The following is a 17,804-nucleotide window of genomic DNA, read 5'->3' as shown; positions in this document are numbered from 1 at the left end:
GAAAACGGAACGCCCTCTGAACAGGGCATCGGATTTATTCAGCCGAGGGCCAGAACCCATTGATAATTTCAACGGTACGGTCCACCAGCACCTGGCCACCCTCAGCGCCTACCACGTTGCTCTGACAAACGGCGCTATACCCCCCGCCTGCCACAGCTTTGGCAGAAGGCAGATAAGTGCCCGGGCCCGTCAACTGTATCACGAAAGTCTGTACGGCTTTGCTGCGTGCCTGTATCCTGATCCCATAGTCTGTAAACAGTTCAAATTGATTGGTACAAACAGCCACATCCCCGATCCTCAGCACATGGATCTCACTCTCATACATCGGGTTTTTCTTACCTTTTTGCGCCTCATAACGTTTAAGTACATCACCGAACCATGTCATTTTTGCATACAGGTCGCCACTCTTTTTAGGATCGGCTGCGATCTGTGCGGCGCAATCCTGCTGTACTTTTTTGGATTCGTTGAATTCGGCTTCTGTAATGATACGCATCGGCAGGTCCAGTTTTTCCGTTCTGTGCGCAAATGCAATATCCGAATGCCGGTCATCCTTTACAATGTCGTAAGTTTCTTCTGCTGCCCGCACGACCCGCGCAACAATATCGTCCATCCGGGTTTTGTTTGAGAGCTTTTGCATACGGGCTTCTCCGGCTTTGCGGTACATGCTGTGAGGCGACTGGTCACCAGCCGCACCGATCCAGCCCATCACATTGAGCTGCGGTCCAAAACGCTTTTGTAAAGCCTGACGTACCGGATGCCAGTAGTCTGCATTCACACTGGTCCGGTGTTCAAACTCCTGTGCAGGGCAGGCAACATCTATGCTCATAGCGATAAGTTTCCCCTTTGAATCCCAGAAAAACAGTGAATTCACATCATGGTCTTCATATCCTTCGAGATTTTGAAAATCGGCACGGTTTGTTTTCCCGTACATCACGGTAGTCCCGTCTTTATAAACCGCACGGCGGTTGTAGCCCACTGCGGCACGGTTCTGGCCCCAGGTGACACTCCCTTTGCCCCGGCTGGTCCATGCTTTTGCGATGGCATCAGCCACTCTTCTTGCAAACAGATCCCGGTAAGTTTTTACCTTCGGCACGTTGGCAGGGATCGGATATACGAACGAAGACTTTTCCTCATCGTCTTCGAGCACTGGCGCGGTATGCGTGTGTGTAGCGCTGATGATGATCTTATTGGCATTAAAACCCGGCAGCAGCTTTTTAACCTCCGCACGCAATTCTTCCCTTAAAATCGCAGGGATCAAAATCAGGTCGCAGGAAACGAAGACTGCAGTGTCGAGCGACTTATTTCCTTCTTTGGACTCCATGACGACGACACCGGCGTACAGCGGAGTTTCAGCGGTTTCAGCGACCCGGAGATTAAACTGTCCCATTAATGCCACCGGGAGTTTGGGACTGATATCAGCAGTTGCCGAACCGACATAGATCTCCGAAGCATTGGCAGCTCCTGCGCAACAGCACAGAAAGAGATAGCCCGCGACCAGAATTTTTCTGAAATGGCGGAGAAACCCTGCGTTACAAGGCAAGTTGGTCTGATGCATATGATTGGGTTTAGGATTAGTGATTATTTATTTCTTGAGTGTATTCCCCGTATCCCGGGAAAGGCTATTTGATCTCATTAAAAAGTTTCAGGATCTCGGCAACAATTTTCCTGGATGCTTCCTTTTCTACCCGGTTGGTACCAGGCCAGGTTTCATAACCGCCGAGCAAATGCTGCTCCGGTGTCGGCAGATATCCGTAGCACCCGTTGGCAAGTTCTATCGTAAATGTTGGTTTAAAAGGACTTTTTGCCTTGATCTCCAATCCAATCTCCGTGAAAACTTCAAACGGAATGGCTGCAATACCGACCTCTCCAATTTGGAAGGTCTGCATGGTCGCATTGACAAAATCCGGCCATAATTCGTGCATTTGTATGGTGCGTTCCGCGTAGGTTTTTTCCAGCGGATGATCGGGTTTGATGTTGTCGGGCCTGGCGTTGATGCTTCTGGCACGGGCCAGCATCTGTGCGGATGGTTTTCTGACTGCCAGTTTCAGCTGCGACGCTGCGGCTTTGAGGGGCACCCAGTCTTTATATTGAACCTTGTTGTATACACGCAGTACTTCGTTGGCAACATCATTGGCAACAATTTTCATTTTTGCATAAGCCGGATGATTTTCGGCAGGCCCCCTGAAATTAATGTTATTGACATCTCCCGACGTACCGTTGGTCATCATGGCCACAAAAGGGACTTCCTGCCTGTCGGCTTTCAGTAATTCCTGAAGCCGGTCGGCAAATACTGCAAAATAGTCTGCGGAAATGTGGTCCTTGGGTACCCCGCCAACATAATGCAATGAGTAATTAGCCAAAACTGCCAGCGGCCGGCCACCTGCCGACTGAACCGAGAGAAATGAAACCTCGGGATCTGTGGGACCGGCGGGTTCCTTTTTATTGGCATTATTTACACCCGGATTAAACTGCACCTGATCCATTTCTCCGAAAGGATTAGGTACTTTTTCTTTCATAATCCACCTGCGGTTGAACACATGCTGCGGAACACTGCCCACGCCCCAGCCAATACGGGCAGGTTCAAGGTTATGAATGGCAATGCGCACACCGTCGGCCATCCGTCTGGCGATAAACTGCTGATAGGCATCGAGCGGTTTCTCCAGGCCGGGTTTTCTTTCGTTGAAATCACCGCTTGCGCTTATTCCGGAATGGGTATGGGTGGATGACATCAGGATGTTGGCCAACGGGATTTTTGTTTCCTCGTGCACCATTCGCCGGGCATGGTCGAAAACCTCGTGGGTGATGCCCACATTATCTGAGATCACAAACGCTAGACGGGTCTGGCCGTCGTCCAGGACAAGACTGCGGGTGTGCAAATCGTCGTGTACATACATGGCCGGAGGTGGATTCCCAAAATTCCCGACGATACCTTCGCCCAGCGGAGGCGTGATATTTGTCACGGATGCGCCCGCCTTAAAAACCTTTCCCTGGCCGTTACCGGAAGTTGAAAAAAGGCACAAAAACAATGTCAGCAATGCGCCGGCATACAGTTTAAAAAACGCAGTAGTTTGTTTTAAAGCCATCGCTCATGATGAATTTTTATGTAAGTATGGGACCGGATTTTCAGGCAGCTGTTACGGATAAAAACCGTTGATCAATTCCACGGTCCTGTCTACCAGCACCTGCCCGCCCTGCGGACCAATCAGCGAACTGTGGATCACAGCACTATATGCCCCGCCGCGCACTGCTTTTTCCGTCGGCAGATAAGCGCCCCAGGCGGGACTTCCGGCCAGCTGTATGACGAATGTCTGCAATGCTTTGCTGCGCGACTGAATGCGGATGCCGTAGTCCGAAAAAAGCTCAAACTCATTGGTACAGATCGCCACATCCCCCAGCCTGATCACGTGTAATTCCATGTCATAAACTGGCTTCAGATTGGTCTGCTGTTTTTTATGTCTGTCCAGGGTTGCTTCCTGCCATTTCATCATACGATACAGATTATCAGCCGCTTTCGGATCGGCGGCAATCTGTTTTTGTGCATTTGTAACAAAAGCATTTGCCTCGGTATAATCCTTCTGGGTTACAAGCCTTTCCGGCAAAGGCAGCATTTCGGTCTTGTGTTCCAGAAGCAAGGCTGAATGCCTGTCATCCTTAACAGCAGCATACGCCTCTTCCACCGACAGAACGATGCGGCGCGCTATTTCCTCTGTTCTGCTCAACTTCCTGAGCTCGCGCATGCGGTCGTCGGCGGCCTGACGATAGCGGATATGCGGGGTAAGGTCGCCGGCCGCGCCAAGCCACGCTACCACGCAGACCTCCTTTCCAAACCGTTTCTTCATCCCTTCCCGAACGTCATGCCAATAATCTGCATTGACCGCATAACGTCCTTCCACTTCCTGAGAAGGACTGGCAACACCGATCACAGTAGCAATGATCTTTCCTTTTTTATCCCAAAAAAACAGGGTATTGATATCGTGGTCCTCCGATCCTTCCAGATTCTGAAACTCGGGGAGATCGGTTTTACTGCTCATGCCGGAAGTACCGTCGGAATAGGAGATGCGTCGGTTATACCCGGCTACTGCATAGCTGAACCCCCACGCCACACTTCCTTCTGCCCGGTTGTTCCAGGCTGCGGCAATTCCGGCTGAAACCTGTTTTACAAAAAAAGAACGATAGTCGCGTACCTGTGTCACACCTTCTTTGGGAATCGAATATTCACCTTCATCGGCCAGCACCGGCGCAGTGTGTGTATGGGTTGCATTGAGAATAATTTTGCTGATATCCATGTCAGGGATCCTCTTTTTCACTTCCTGCCGCACTTCCCGGATCAGGTCTGTAGGGATATACAAAAGATCGCAGGAAACCATTATGGCGAGGTCGGCAATTTGTTTGTTCCTCCGGGTTTCTAGTACCAGTACGCTGACAATGATCGGGGTTTCGGCCTTTTCTGCGATACGCAGGTTAAACTGCCCGGTTACGGCAACGGGCAATGCCGGGGTGATATCGACAGTCGCCTGCCCTATATACAGCAGATCGTTCGCCTGCGATTTTGATGAAAAATGAATGTAACAAAAAAGGATCAGGGTTAATTTAAAAAAGCATTTCATTACGTCAGGGCCAAAGTTTGTTAATCATTTGTACTGTCCGGTCGGTCAGGAGCTGTCCGCCCTCGGGGCCGACACGGTTGCTCTGGATGATGGCTGAATAATGTCCTCCCCGTACCGCTTCTTTTGTAGGTACATAGGTACCGGGGCCAGCCAGCTGCAGAACAAAGGTTTGCAGCGCCTTGCTCCGGGATTTCATTTGTATGCCAAATTCTGTAAATAACTCAAAAGGATTGGTACACAAAACAATATCCCCGATCCGCACCACGTGTACTTCTGCCGTATACATCGGCCGGGGATTTTTTTTCTGGTTATCAAACCTTGTCATCACCTCTTCATTCCACGCAATGCGCCTGCTGAGCTGAATTGCCTTTGCAGCATCATTTTTATCTTCATCCCGCATTTTCTTTGCGGTCTCATATTCGTCAGCAGTTACAATTCTGGCCGGAAGTTCAAGATCCTCCACACTATGGCTGATGAGCGGAGATTTGTGACGTTCATTCTTTACTGCTGTATAAGTGTCCCTTACCGAGTTAACTACCCGTCGTGCCACTTCATTCATGTAATCATCACTTGAAAGATCCGTCTTTCTGTATTCATGATCCACTTTTCTGTCGCCCTTAATCAATTCCATCATTCTGGCTTCCGCTGCCTGGCTGTACATGGGGCGGGGCGTCTGGTCGCCCGCAGCACCGATCCATCCCAGTACGCAGAGATCCTTTCCATATAGTTTCCTGAGTGAAACGCGGACCGGATGCCAGTAATCCGCATTGATCGTGGAGCGGGATTCCGCCACCTGCGCCGGGCTGGCGATATTAATACAAGCGCCGATCAGTTTTCCCGATTCGTCCGAAAAAAAGAGTGTATTGATACTCTGGTCTTCATACCCTTCAATTCCTTTGAATTCCGGGCTATCGGTGTTTCCATACATTTTGGCGGTACCGTCGCGATACACCGCCCGGCGGTTATAGGCAACCTTGGCGTAACCCAATCCCCAGCTTACCGTTCCCGGCTTCCTGCCGGCCCATGCTTTTTTAACTGCGCCGGCTATCTGTCCTGCGATAAAATGCTGATAGCTTTTTACCTGTGTAACTTCCTTTGGCAATGTATACCATCCATCCCGGACAACCGCTGCCGTGTGCGTATGGGTAGCATTGATGATGATCTTGCGGGTATCTAACCCGGTTATTTTTGCGGCCACGGATTGTCTGATCATATCCCTTAACTCAGCAGGGATCGCCACCAGGTCGCATGAAATCAGTACGGTACTGCTGACCGACTTTCCTTTGTCCTGAGAATCCATTACAATGATATTAGCGGTAAGCGGTGTTTCCACCACGGTCGCGATCCGGACGTTCATCTGACCATCCAGCGCAGCAGGCAGTGCTGGTGTAATGTCCACCGAAGCCGTTCCAATGTACAAGTCGGCGGCTGGGATTTCAGCGACTGGAAAACCAGCCGCTGAAGTACTTTTGCCCGTGAGAATTACCAGTGCGGTGATGATTGGGAAAAGAGCTTTCTTTATCATTTTTTGGTTAATCGTTGAAGCGATCGCCAGCCGAGCCCTACCAGCCCGGGTTCTGGGTTAATTTCGGGTTCAGTGCTATTTCTTGTGTCGGCAAGGGATACAGGTACAATTTATCCACCCATTTTCTTGTAAAACCCGGATACAGAACGCGGTTGCTTCCTGTTGCAGGGTCGCGTGCGCCCTGATATGTTTTTACGTTGTCAAGTAATTTACCTGCTTTCCATCGCACAAGGTCGTCCCACCTTTTGCCTTCTGCTGCAAGTTCAAGGCGTCGTTCCCGTCGGATTTCGTTGATCAGCGGACTCACAGCCACCTCCCATTTCGGCCAGGCCGGATCTACAAAGCCTACTTCCACTTTCATGGCGGGCATTCCTACCCTTGCCCTGATCAGATTGACCGATTTATCCAATATGGCTTGCGTAGCTTCTCCCAGCTCTGCCTTTGCCTCTGCATAGCTCAGCAGAATTTCGGCATAGCGGAACACAAAGTCATCCACGATACACTGAAGTTGCAGTCTGTCGCGCTCGTAAGGAGAATAGCCTTTGAGGATATAGTAGCTTGTGGGCGAATAGTTGTTATCGAACTCGGGCATCGGACGGAATTCCTTTGAGCCATTTTCATAGATCCGGTACACCCTGTTCTGCTGATAAACAGACTGCTCCATGCGGGGATCGCGGTTCGTAAATTCCACTCCGAACGTAGCATCTCCTTTGTACAACGGGCTCAGGGAGATGGGCAGCCCGTCTGTACAGAGGTACGATTCCACAAAATCTTTGGTAAACCCGGTATGCGGTTCGCCAAGCTGACGAACGTTGTTATGCATACGTTTATCGGCAAGGAAACGCTGTATCATGATTCCTTCCTTATTTCCTTTCAGTTCATATTGAACAAAAAGGTCGAAGTAATCACTTTTAGGATTTCCCGTAGAATACAACGCGAACATGCCGGAATTGATAATGGTTTCGGAGGCCGTAACTGCGTCTCTAAGCAAAGCCTCATGGCCTGCAATCTTGTGGTACTTTCTGAAAGTACCTTCATAAAGGCATACTTCCACTTTGAATGCCAGGGCCGCGAATTTTGTAAGACGGTCGGCTGCGGATGTTTCCGGAAGGTTGGCAATGGCAGCATCCAGGTCTTTCAGGATATTGGCAGTAACTGTTTCGCGGGAGTCGCGGGCATAAAACAATTCTTCGGAATCAATCTGCAGCACATGTTCCAGCCAGGGCACGTCACCGTAGCGTTTTACTTTTGCAAAATAGTAGAAAGCCCTGAAAAACCTGATCTCTGCCTCGGCGGTCGCCAGCGCGGCGTCCTTGGTCATGGTAGCGATATAGTCGAGCGCATAGTTACAACTGCGTATCCCAAGCCAGTCGCTCTTTGCCCAGCCTCCGCCAGTCGCAGGAACCGTGTATTCGTTCCAGGCATAGGCTTCCCGTGCACCAGGTCCCTGATTGTCGGTGATGTTGTCCCTTTGCCAAATGTAGTTGGGGTCTTTCAGTACCGTATAAAACTGATTGGCATACATCTCCACGTCAGCGGCCGATTTCCAGTAGCTGGCGTCATTTATCCTGTCCTGCGGATACTTTTCCAGGAAATCGTCATTGCATCCCATCACCATGAAGAGAGAGGCTAGCATTACAAATGAGTACTTTATATTTTTCATCTTGACAGGCGTTTTTTATAAAATAATTTAGAACCCAATATTTGCACCTACTGAAAATGCCCGGTTCAAAGGATAGGACATTGCGCTCGATTGCTCCGGATCTGAGATCCTGATCATTTTGGTGGTTTCCCACATATTATTTCCTGAGAAATACACCTGTACCCTTTTTGCTCCCACTTTCTGAGTGATGATGGTCGGTATGGTGTAGCTAAATGTGAGTTGTTTCAGCCTCAGATAGGCTGCATTCTGCATGTATCGGGTCTGGGCGGTCGTTACGTCCGTACCTCCGGTAATAAGCGGACGCGGGAAGTAAGCGTCGCGGTTCTCCGGTGACCACCAGTCTGTTCCGATTTTACCCTGCACACCCCATTCGTCGTTATATTGGTTTACAAAATAGTTTCCTGAAATGATCATGTCACGTTTTGCTACTCCCTGAAAGAACAGGTCCAGATCGAAACCCTTCCAGGAAACATTGGACCTGAACCCGTAACTGTAACGCGGCGTATTGTTACCGATCACCAGCATATCGCCATGATCGTCAAGCGTTTGCTTGCCTCTTGTAATTTTGCCATCACCATCCTGATCTACAAAAAACAGGTCACCTGCTTCACGTTTTCTCCCGCTGATCTGTGTCTGGTCCAGCGTCAGCGCTTCCTCATCGGACTGGAATATGCCTCCTGTTTCAAGTCCCCAAATCTCGCCGACGTTCCTGCCTACATAGTTATCAGAAATGATCCCTGACGGGTTGCTGAACTTGGTGATCTTTGCTGAGTAATCCGACAGTAAAAGTGTTATGCCGTATTTAACCTGGTTTATATTATGGTTCCACGAAACGGTAAAATCGAACCCGGTCGTTTTCATATTGGCAGCATTGGCCTGCGGCTCGTTCACTGCCAGAACAGAAGGCAGGGTCTGCGATCTCGTCAGCATATTCTTGGTATCGCGGCGGTACACGTCAAACGACCCGCTCAGCTTGTTCCCAAGAAGAGAGAAGTCCAGTCCAAGATCCTGCTGAATCACCGTTTCCCAGGTAAGTGTAGGACTCACAAGGCCCGGTGCGGTCACAGTCATCGGATTTTCGCCATTCAAGAGGTATCCCGCCAGTCTCGTTGAGTAAGTTGCGATATACGGATAATATCCCGATACGTTCTGGTTGCCAAGATTACCGTATGAGGCCCTTATTTTCAGCATATTAACGGTATTTCTGAGGGATTTGAAAAATCCTTCGTTATCCACGCGCCAGCCCACCGATACCGATGGGAAAAATGCAAAACGGTCCTTTTTGGGGAACTTGGAACTTCCGTCGTAACGTCCGTTGAATTCGATCAGGTAGCGGTCGTCGTAGCTATAGTTCAGACGGGAAAACGCGCCTCTGATGGAATATTCGGACAATGAATCGGCGGCAAACCTTTCACCGTAGGCCAGGTTCATAAATGGCATACTTCCGACGATCAGTTTTTCACGTGATGCCGAGAAAAATCCGTAGGTCGCATTTTCCTGGTTGAACCCTGCCATTGCCTTCACATAATGCTTGCCGCTGAACGTGTTTTCATAATCCGCGTAAGCATTAAAAACCGAATATCTGGTATTGTAATTGCTGCGGGTCACTGAGCTTGGGTTGGTATAGGGATAATAACCGGCAATTCCTTTCCTGTCAAACATGGGAAGCTGCCTGCGATAATCCAGCTCTTTGGTATCCTTGATGTTGAAGGAATAATCCATGTTAAAAGTCATGTGCCTGACGGGCGTCAGCTTTACCGTACCCGTAAGCCAGGAATCCATGATATCGCGCTGGCGGTAGCCACCTTCCCTGTGCATCTGCAGCACGTTAGGCACAGACCCTATGGATGCATAGTTTCCATCGGGCAGATAAGCCGGCCAGTTTGCCCAGGAATGCACCTGGAACATGTTCCGGCTTTCGTCGAAGTTATTGCTCCTGTCGTTGGGAGGGTACACTTTCTTGCTGTTGTTAACGGAAATCTTACTCCCTATCCGGATCCACTTGGCGACATCATAGTTAAGGTTCGTCATCACGTTGTAGCGTGTATATCGCTCATCAAAATTCTTGGGGATACCGTCGGCCCGGAAGTAAGCAACTGAGGTGTAATAGTCGAACTTATCCGAACCGCCTGATACTGTGGCGTTGTACTGCTGCATGGGATAGCTGTCCCTCAGGAGCAATCTCGGCCAGTCCGTATTGGCTGAAAACGCGTAAACGTTCGGGGATTCGTTGGGGTGCTGGAATGTTTCCGGCTGGCTTGGATCGTTATAATGGGCAATGATCGCTTTTTCATAAAATTCATCAAACTGATAGTAAGGCCTGCCATTGACGCGCATATTCGCCGTGTTCATATAGGTCATCCGTTCCATTGCATCCATCGTCTCAAACTTCACGACTGGCTTGTTCGTAGAGTAGTTCATAGACAATGTTACCTGCGGCCTCATCGATTTTTTACCGCTTTTCGTAGTAATCAGCACCACACCATAAGCGGCACGCGCACCATAAATCGCGGCAGAGGCAGCATCTTTAAGCACCGTCACATTTTCGATATCATTGGGATTGATCAGGTTAACATCCATAGGGATATTATTGACGAGTATCAGAGGCCCTCCGCCGCTGATGGAAGTATTGCCGCGGATGTTAAAGGAAGCGCCGCTACCCAATGCACCGCTGCTCTGGGTGATGTTCAGGTTTGAAACGGTTCCCTGCAATGCCTGGCCCACGTTAGCAACCGGCCGGCTCTCGATGACTTCGGAACCCACATTAGCAACCGCACCTGTCAGGTTGATTTTCTTCTGCGTACCATAACCAACGACCACGAATTCTTCCAAAGCTTTTGTATCGCTGCTCAGGGAAATGTCCACCACGGTTTTCGAGCCAATCAGAATTTCCTGGCTGATGTACCCGACGAAAGAATAAACCAGGCTCACTGCGCCATCGGGTATATTGATCGAATAGTTTCCCTTCACGTCCGTCACCGCCCCAACGGTGCTTCCTTTGATGAGTATGTTCACCCCGGGCAGCGCCTCCCCTTTTTCCGATTCGGTTATTCTTCCGGTTATAACCCTGTCCGGCACTACTGTGCCCGCAACTGCGGCGGTTACCTTCACAGCGGAAGCAAGACGATCAGAGAGGTCAAAGCCCTTTAGTTCAATTTTTGGCAAACCGGATTCGTCCAGAGCGGACTGCTTCTTTTCTTTTTTCTCTGAATCCTTCTTTTTTGTAATAATGAAACCTCCGGTGCTTGTTTTCTTATATTTAAGACCAAGCGGTTTCAGTAAATTCCCCAGGCTTTGCTCCACACTCGGATCCAGCACCACTGCGTCAGAAGATACTCTGTAACCTTCCACCAGATGATCAAAATAAAGTATATCTACTTTATAATGCGTTTTGAAATCCTGCAGGACATCTTTCAGGCTTTTGAAAGAAGGCTGGATACTTACCGGACGCGGCTCTTTCTGAACACTGGCGATGAGCTGAGAAAATCCCGGCTGAATGCTACAGCATAAAAACGCCATCAATACAAATGATTGTATCGTTTTTTTCATAAGTGATTAAAGGTTTTAAATAAGAGGTTTAGGAATATTGGAATACGCGTACTTAAAAAGACAAAATTATCGCCTGGCCATCTTCGGATTTCTCGTAACTAAGGCCTGAATCTTCCGTGAGGATTTCGAGGAGTTCCTCTGCATTGAGAGCAGTAAAAGAGCCCGAAATTGTCAGCTGAGCAAGATTGGTATCCGGTATCTGTACCTGCAGCCCGAAATTATCTTCGAACAAATGGCACACTTCCCGTAAGGTTGTTTTTTCAAAAATAAAGCGGTGGGCCTTCCAGGCGGTGAATTTTTGAGGGTTTTTCGTTTTCTGGAGATTAGGGCGGCCGTTTACATCCATCGTCACAAAATCCCCCGGTCTCATGGTCAGCATTTTTTTGGCACTGCCCTCCTGGTAACGCAATTGTACTTTCCCCTTGTTCAGCATCACTTTTGTCCCTCTCGGTCGGGCATATACGTTGAACTCCGTCCCCAGCACCACTATGTCAACATCCTTGCCGGTTTTCACCACGAATTTCTGGTGATCGGTGGTGTGCACGATATCAAAATCCGCCTCTCCGTAGAGGAGTACCTTTCTGGTTTTGGTACCGAATCCGAAACGGGGGACACGCAGGGAAGAATTTGAATTGAGCACCACCTTGCTTCCGTCTGCCAGCTCTATCCTTCTCGTTTCGTTGTAATCCGTTTGATGCACCTGATACTGTACATGATCCCTGAAAAACCAAAGGAGCGAAAAAAAGCTGACCAATACGGAGGCTGCAACCAGCCAGTTAACCTTGCTAAAAATTGACTTTTTGTTTTTCCGGTCAGATTCATGGACATCATCCGCGTGAAACCCGCCGGTATGCTCCTCCTGGTACAGGCGCTGCCAGTGCCGGGCGATACCGTTGTCCACATCGGCATAATACTGTAAATTCTCCTGCTCCCATTCCTGCAGCCAGACAAAGAACTGTTCGCGGCTTGACGCTTCTGCAACCCATTCTTCTATCATCTTTTTCTGAAAAGCCGTAGCCCTTCCCGAAAAGTAAGTAAAAATAAGTGCCTTGTTTATTTCTGTGTTCATCTTGAATCCTCTATTAATGAGCCCGCCGAATCGTGACGGCCTTGATTTGATAAGTCTGTGTGTACTGTCACTCCATAAAGGCAAGCAGCAGGACAAACCATTTGTCCCGGATGATCGACCTCACCTGATGCAATGCCTGGAACATCTGAGCTTCTACGGTACGGAGTGACAAATTGAGCTCGGCGGCAATTTCCTGATACTTTTTACCTTCAAAGCGATGCATTACAAAAATTCTCCGGCGCTTGAGAGGAAGGCTGTTTACCGCATTTTCGACATCGTTATATAAGTCTTCGTACTGGGTGATATGATCGGGCTGCTGGTCGGGCTGGATCGGGATGAATTCGGCAAATTGCATGGAAGTGCTTCTTTTGAGCTCCACGCGGACGTAGTCAAAAGCACGGTGGCGGACCGACGTAAAAAGATAGGCCCTGAAAGACGTCTTCACATCCAGGAAAGTCTGCTCGGAATGAAACTTAAAAAAGACGTCCGAAACGATGTCTTCCGCAATTTCCTTCGAAGAGACATAACGCACAGCGTGGCTGCAGAGCGAGCGGTAATAATACCGGAACAGCAGCTCGATACCCTGATTACTGTTGGTTTCAAATGCCTTTTTGATCAGCACTTCCGAATCAAGGTTAAACCCTTTTCCGCGCAATGCTGTCGCGTCCTCATGAGTCCGCAATGGAACGCCTTCGGGCACTTCGCCATAGTTAAAATTGCCTGCTTTCTCCATACTGAGTTATCCATGTTATGTGATCGGCCGCTTAGGAATATCTTTCTATTAAGAGAGACGTTCACGTCCAGAAAAACACCTATGTAAAAATTAATTTATTTTTCAATATTATTGAATCCGGGAAACAGGAATAAAGGGAAGAAGGGGAAGAAGGGGTGTCAGGGGTTGTCATTAGTTGTCATTAGTTGTCATTAGATATTTACAATACTTGCCCACATTCACTCATTCACTCATTCACTCATTCACTCATTCACTCATTCACTCATTCACTCATTCACTCATTCACTCCCCGTTCCACGGCGGCTCATTCAAAATTCCCCCTCACTATGAACGAACCAACAACCATCGCACAGCTCGACCAATGGATGACAGCGAATTGTTACCCGGACTCCTACGCAATCGCGAACAGGGTCATTCATGAAGGCTACGGCCTTACTATGAAAGAGAATGTCTGGTGCTGGTATTACACCGAACGAGGCGTTGCGGACTATCTGAAACATTTTGCTTCTGAGCAGGAAGCCGTAGCGTACGCCTTCCCGATCATCCGGGACGATGCTTACGGAAAAAGGCACCTGCTCGGTTTTCTGAAAGACAAGGATTCAGAGAAACGGTTGATCCAAGAGCTGTCCAACCGAAAAATACCCTTCCAAAAAGACAGTATTCCCTACGGAGGCCCCGCCGACCCGCGTACACGGATTTTTGTATTTGGCTGTGATATCAACAGGGTTCGGGATTTGGTTGAAAAGTGGTTTTGAGGTTGGGAGGAGGGGGTGATGCGCGATCATTTGTGGTCAGGTGTAGTCATGGCAACCATCTCCCTCAAATTCACCCATTGCCATTGTAAGCTCTTTTTTGTAATTTACTTGATCACACACGCTAAATATTGATATGGATTTTGTGATCGACAAACTTACCAATTCGATCAAGTACCAATCCGTTTATTTTCCTCTTTTTCATCAATAAAGGCCAGTTTAAGGTCGCATACCTAGGGTGACGTTCATGTCGTAATCATACTCTTCTCCGTCACCCGTAAATTGCCTTTGCTTTCTGTGGAGTCAAAGCTAATTTTCAGATAAGCTTCCGCGATGTCAATGGCTTCATCAGTTTCGATCTGAAACAGTGCGGGTTGTCATGACGACGGATGACAACATATGACTATCAAGTCAACATCACTCACTCAGTCATTCAAAATTCAAAATCAGCAATATCCCTCCCGGTGACTTTTTCCCTACTCCATCGAATTCGAGTGTAGTACGAATAATGCTGCGACTATACCATTTTTATCCAATCCTGACACTATTATGATAAATTTTAATAATTTCTTACTTTTTTACTATTTGCAAAGTGGAAGTGTTTTTTTATATTCATATATTTATACTTATTAGCCGTTAGTTACCATATACTGATACAAAAAAAAACAGGAATAAACTTGTAGCCGTTTTGTGTAACCTATGATTATGTCAAATTTTAAAAGTGTCTTTTAAACATTTAATCAATCAGTAAAATGGAGAAAAAGCTACAATTCCTTTACCGTCTAAAAGGACATTGGTTACTCGGGGTGATGGCCCTGATGTGGATGCCTCTCGATTATGTTTCTGCCTCAACCATTGCCGACCAGCAGGTAGTCGGAAAAGTGACAACTGAGGACGGAGACATATTGCCCGGTGTTAATGTTACACTCAAGGGAACCAGCATCGGAACAACTACGGATACCAAAGGAGAATATTCACTCAATGTGCCATCTGAAAAAAGCATCCTCGTATTCAGTTTCATAGGCTATGCCAAACAGGAGTTTACGGTAGGAAACCGCGCCCGGATCGACATCCAGATGATCCCGGAAAACCAGGCTCTGGAAGAAATGGTCGTGATCGGTTACGGTTCTCAAAAGAAATCGTCGCTGACCGGCGCGGTTTCATCGGTTTCTCCGAAGGAACTCACGGCACTTCCCGTCATCAGCGCGGAACAGGCCCTGCAGGGGCGTGTTCCGGGGGTCCGTGTGGTGAACAACGGTAGCCCGGGGCAGACGCCGATCGTTCGTATAAGGGGTATCGGTTCTATCAATTATGCTTCCGGCCCGCTGTATGTGATCGACGGAATTCCTGCGGGAGACCTCAACAATCTGGACCCCAAAGACATTGAATCGCTGGAAGTACTTAAAGATGCGAGCTCGGCTGCCATTTACGGCTCCCGGGCTTCAAACGGTGTGATCATTATTACCACCAAAAAAGGATCGAAAGATGGCAAACTGCACGTCAATCTGGACACGTATTTTGGTACGCAGGCGGCCTGGAATAAACTGGACGTGCTGAACACAGACCAGTATATTCAATATGCAACCGCTTTGCTGGGAAATGCCGGAATTGCCCTGCCCGGCCGTTTTTCCAATATGGACCAGCCTGTTTACCAAGGTGCCAGCCAAACCTTCGCTCAAACCCAGACCAACTGGCAGGATGTGATGTTCCGCAGCGCTCCTGTGCAGCAGCACCAGGTATCCGTATCCGGCGGTAACGCGTTTTCACGTTTCTTCACCTCTGCGGGTTATTTCGATCAGGAAGGTATTCTGATCGGTACCAATTATAAAAGGGCAAATGTCCGGCTCAATTCTGACCACCAGGTCAGGAAATGGTTAAACATCGGCCAGACGCTGACAGTATCTTATGATAAAGCGCGGGGCGAACAGGGTTTTGGCGGAGGAAGGACGGCTGTGATGCAGATGATCCGTAACCTCCCGTACTGGCCGGTGAGCGATCCCACCAAAGTTGGCGGTTACAGCTCCCCTACCGCAGCTGATGGCAGCGACCCCGACAATCCGGTGCGGATCGCATTGCAGGACGTTACACGAAATCAGCGTTTCAAAGTGCTGGGCTCCATTTTTGCGGATGTGAAAATTACAAACTTTCTGAACTACCGTTTCAGCTTCGGAGCCGATGTTGTGTCAGCGACGACTTCCAATCAGTTCCCGATCTATAATGACGGGTTCAAATCACGCATTCAGTACGAGATCCGTGACAGCCGCACCAGCTTTTTTTCTCCTGTTATTACCAATCAGCTTACGTTTGATAAAACTTTCGGAAAACATCAGCTGAATGTAACCGCGATCGTGGACAAACAAACTTTCCGGACAAATACACTGAACGGTTCGGGATACAGGCCAAACAATGACATTGACCAGATGCAGGGAATTTCCAACCCGAATGCATCGAGTACGCTGGATGAAAGTTCTCTGATTTCGTATGTTGGCAGGTTAAACTATGAATATGCAGGCAAGTACCTGTTAAGCGGCTCTATCCGCCGCGACGGTTCTTCACGTTTCGCACCGGGAAACAAATGGGGTACTTTCCCTTCCCTGTCACTCGGCTGGCGAATCAGCGAAGAAGAATTCCTGAAAGCTGTGCCTGCCATTTCCGAACTGAAAATCCGCGCCAGCTACGGGCAGACTGGCTTTAACGGCATCGGAAGTTATGCGTGGCAGTCGCTCGTGGCCGCCGATAACTCCAATTACGTGTTTGGCGGAAACAAAGTTCTTGGCTCCTATTTCGGTGCATTGGGCAACACCCAGCTGAAATGGGAAAGCACAACCATGACCAACCTGGGGATCGACCTCGCGCTTTTCAATAACAGCGTTACTTTCACTGCTGAAACATACAACCGCAAAACCGACGGGCTGCTTTTGCAAGTACCGATCCCCAATTCTCTGGGCTACTCATCTTCTCCGCTTTCCAACATTGGAAGCATGAAAAACTGGGGCTATGAATTCCAGCTGGGTTACAGCAAAAATGACGGTGATTTCAAATGGAATGCTTCTGTTAACCTGGATATTACCCGTAACAAAGTGCTGAGCCTCGCCACTGCCAACGCCACCTTATTCTCCGGATTAAATGCGGATTTCGGCGGATTTGATATCACCAAAACAGAAGTCGGGCAACCTATCCAATCGTTCTACGGATGGAAAGTGGACGGCATTTTCCAAAATCAGGCGGAAATTGACAGATACAATGCGTTGGACGGAGACGATAAAACCAAATACCAGGACCAGGCGGCCCCGGGCGATATCCGTTTTAAGGACATAAACGGGGATGGCAAGATCGATGACAGGGACAGAGATTATTTCGGAAGTTTTATCCCTAAATTCAGCTACGGAGGAAACTTTGGCGGCAGCTACAAAAACTTCGATTTTACGGTCTATCTGCAGGGGGTTCAGGGTAACAAAATTTACAACGGAACGAAGGTGATCGAACAGGGAATGCTTCGTTTGTTTAATGCAGGTACCGCTGTCCTCGACGCATGGACGCCGACCAATACCGATACGGATGTCCCAAGGGCAATCAGCGGTGACCCGAATAATAACAGCCGTACCAGCGACCGTTTTGTTGAAAATGGCTCTTATATGCGTATCAAAAACCTGAGCATCGGATACACTATTCCTTCCAAGGCACTTGCGGCCCTCACGCGTGATGCCATTACAAAAGCCCGGATCTATGTGGCTGCGACCAACTTGCTGACTTTCACTAAATATTCGGGACTCGATCCGGAAATCGGTGTGAACGGTTCATCCAATGATACGGCCACGCAGCTCATCAACGGAATTGACTATGGTATGTATCCGCAACCAAGGACTTTGCAGGTGGGATTGAGTGTTGGTTTTTAGGCTGAAAATT

General features: G+C 48.6%; 10 protein-coding genes. 2 read left to right on the top strand and 8 right to left on the bottom strand.

The annotated features are described in order from the left end of the window. Positions 1-34: 34 nt before the first annotated feature. The 8 genes from FBF61_RS30500 to FBF61_RS30465 form a co-directional block, all read right to left on the bottom strand. On the bottom strand, positions 35-1,555 hold the full coding sequence (locus FBF61_RS30500; RefSeq protein ID WP_229215299.1) for a hypothetical protein: 1,521 nt from the start codon (positions 1,553-1,555) through the stop codon (positions 35-37). A 64-nt stretch (positions 1,556-1,619) separates the two neighbouring features. Beyond that, positions 1,620-3,083 (bottom strand): neutral/alkaline non-lysosomal ceramidase N-terminal domain-containing protein, encoded by a 1,464-nt coding sequence (locus tag FBF61_RS30495; RefSeq protein WP_138484698.1) that lies wholly within the window; start codon positions 3,081-3,083, stop codon positions 1,620-1,622. 51 nt (positions 3,084-3,134) lie between these two features. Next, entirely contained in the window at positions 3,135-4,607 is a 1,473-nt protein-coding gene (locus FBF61_RS30490) for a hypothetical protein (RefSeq protein WP_229215298.1), read from the bottom strand. 4 nt (positions 4,608-4,611) lie between these two features. Further along, complete coding sequence (locus FBF61_RS30485; protein WP_138484696.1) at positions 4,612-6,132, bottom strand: hypothetical protein; 1,521 nt, start codon at positions 6,130-6,132, stop codon at positions 4,612-4,614. 37 nt (positions 6,133-6,169) lie between these two features. After that, positions 6,170-7,795, bottom strand: coding sequence for a RagB/SusD family nutrient uptake outer membrane protein (locus FBF61_RS30480; protein WP_138484694.1), 1,626 nt, complete (start codon positions 7,793-7,795; stop codon positions 6,170-6,172). Between the two features lie 27 nt (positions 7,796-7,822). Continuing rightward, positions 7,823-11,344 (bottom strand): SusC/RagA family TonB-linked outer membrane protein, encoded by a 3,522-nt coding sequence (locus tag FBF61_RS30475; RefSeq protein WP_138484692.1) that lies wholly within the window; start codon positions 11,342-11,344, stop codon positions 7,823-7,825. A 52-nt stretch (positions 11,345-11,396) separates the two neighbouring features. Further along, positions 11,397-12,413 carry a FecR family protein gene (locus FBF61_RS30470; RefSeq protein WP_138484690.1) on the bottom strand — a complete coding sequence of 339 codons (1,017 nt, stop codon included), beginning with the start codon at positions 12,411-12,413 and terminating at the stop codon, positions 11,397-11,399. Between the two features lie 67 nt (positions 12,414-12,480). Next, positions 12,481-13,146, bottom strand: coding sequence for an RNA polymerase sigma-70 factor (locus FBF61_RS30465; protein WP_138484688.1), 666 nt, complete (start codon positions 13,144-13,146; stop codon positions 12,481-12,483). A 326-nt stretch (positions 13,147-13,472) separates the two neighbouring features. On the opposite strand from FBF61_RS30465, the gene FBF61_RS30460 reads away from it, so the two are divergent. Then, entirely contained in the window at positions 13,473-13,901 is a 429-nt protein-coding gene (locus FBF61_RS30460) for a hypothetical protein (RefSeq protein ID WP_229215297.1), read from the top strand. Between the two features lie 749 nt (positions 13,902-14,650). Then, positions 14,651-17,794: a SusC/RagA family TonB-linked outer membrane protein gene (locus tag FBF61_RS30455; protein ID WP_138484686.1), complete on the top strand. Its 3,144-nt coding sequence runs from the start codon at positions 14,651-14,653 to the stop codon at positions 17,792-17,794. Positions 17,795-17,804 lie beyond the last annotated feature (10 nt).

Source organism: Dyadobacter bucti (assembly GCF_005869225.1).
GTDB lineage: Bacteria > Bacteroidota > Bacteroidia > Cytophagales > Spirosomataceae > Dyadobacter > Dyadobacter bucti.
This window is presented reverse-complemented; position numbering and strand designations above follow the sequence as displayed.

Bases quoted from the DNA above. Each gene is read 5' to 3' on its own strand.
- FBF61_RS30500 (WP_229215299.1), bottom strand. From the start codon at position 1,555: ATGCATCAGACCAACTTGCCTTGTAACGCAGGGTTTCTCCGCCATTTC.
- FBF61_RS30495 (WP_138484698.1), bottom strand. From the start codon at position 3,083: ATGGCTTTAAAACAAACTACTGCGTTTTTTAAACTGTATGCCGGCGCA.
- FBF61_RS30490 (WP_229215298.1), bottom strand. From the start codon at position 4,607: ATGAAATGCTTTTTTAAATTAACCCTGATCCTTTTTTGTTACATTCAT.
- FBF61_RS30485 (WP_138484696.1), bottom strand. From the start codon at position 6,132: ATGATAAAGAAAGCTCTTTTCCCAATCATCACCGCACTGGTAATTCTC.
- FBF61_RS30480 (WP_138484694.1), bottom strand. From the start codon at position 7,795: ATGAAAAATATAAAGTACTCATTTGTAATGCTAGCCTCTCTCTTCATG.
- FBF61_RS30475 (WP_138484692.1), bottom strand. From the start codon at position 11,344: ATGAAAAAAACGATACAATCATTTGTATTGATGGCGTTTTTATGCTGT.
- FBF61_RS30470 (WP_138484690.1), bottom strand. From the start codon at position 12,413: ATGAACACAGAAATAAACAAGGCACTTATTTTTACTTACTTTTCGGGA.
- FBF61_RS30465 (WP_138484688.1), bottom strand. From the start codon at position 13,146: ATGGAGAAAGCAGGCAATTTTAACTATGGCGAAGTGCCCGAAGGCGTT.
- FBF61_RS30460 (WP_229215297.1), top strand. From the start codon at position 13,473: ATGAACGAACCAACAACCATCGCACAGCTCGACCAATGGATGACAGCG.
- FBF61_RS30455 (WP_138484686.1), top strand. From the start codon at position 14,651: ATGGAGAAAAAGCTACAATTCCTTTACCGTCTAAAAGGACATTGGTTA.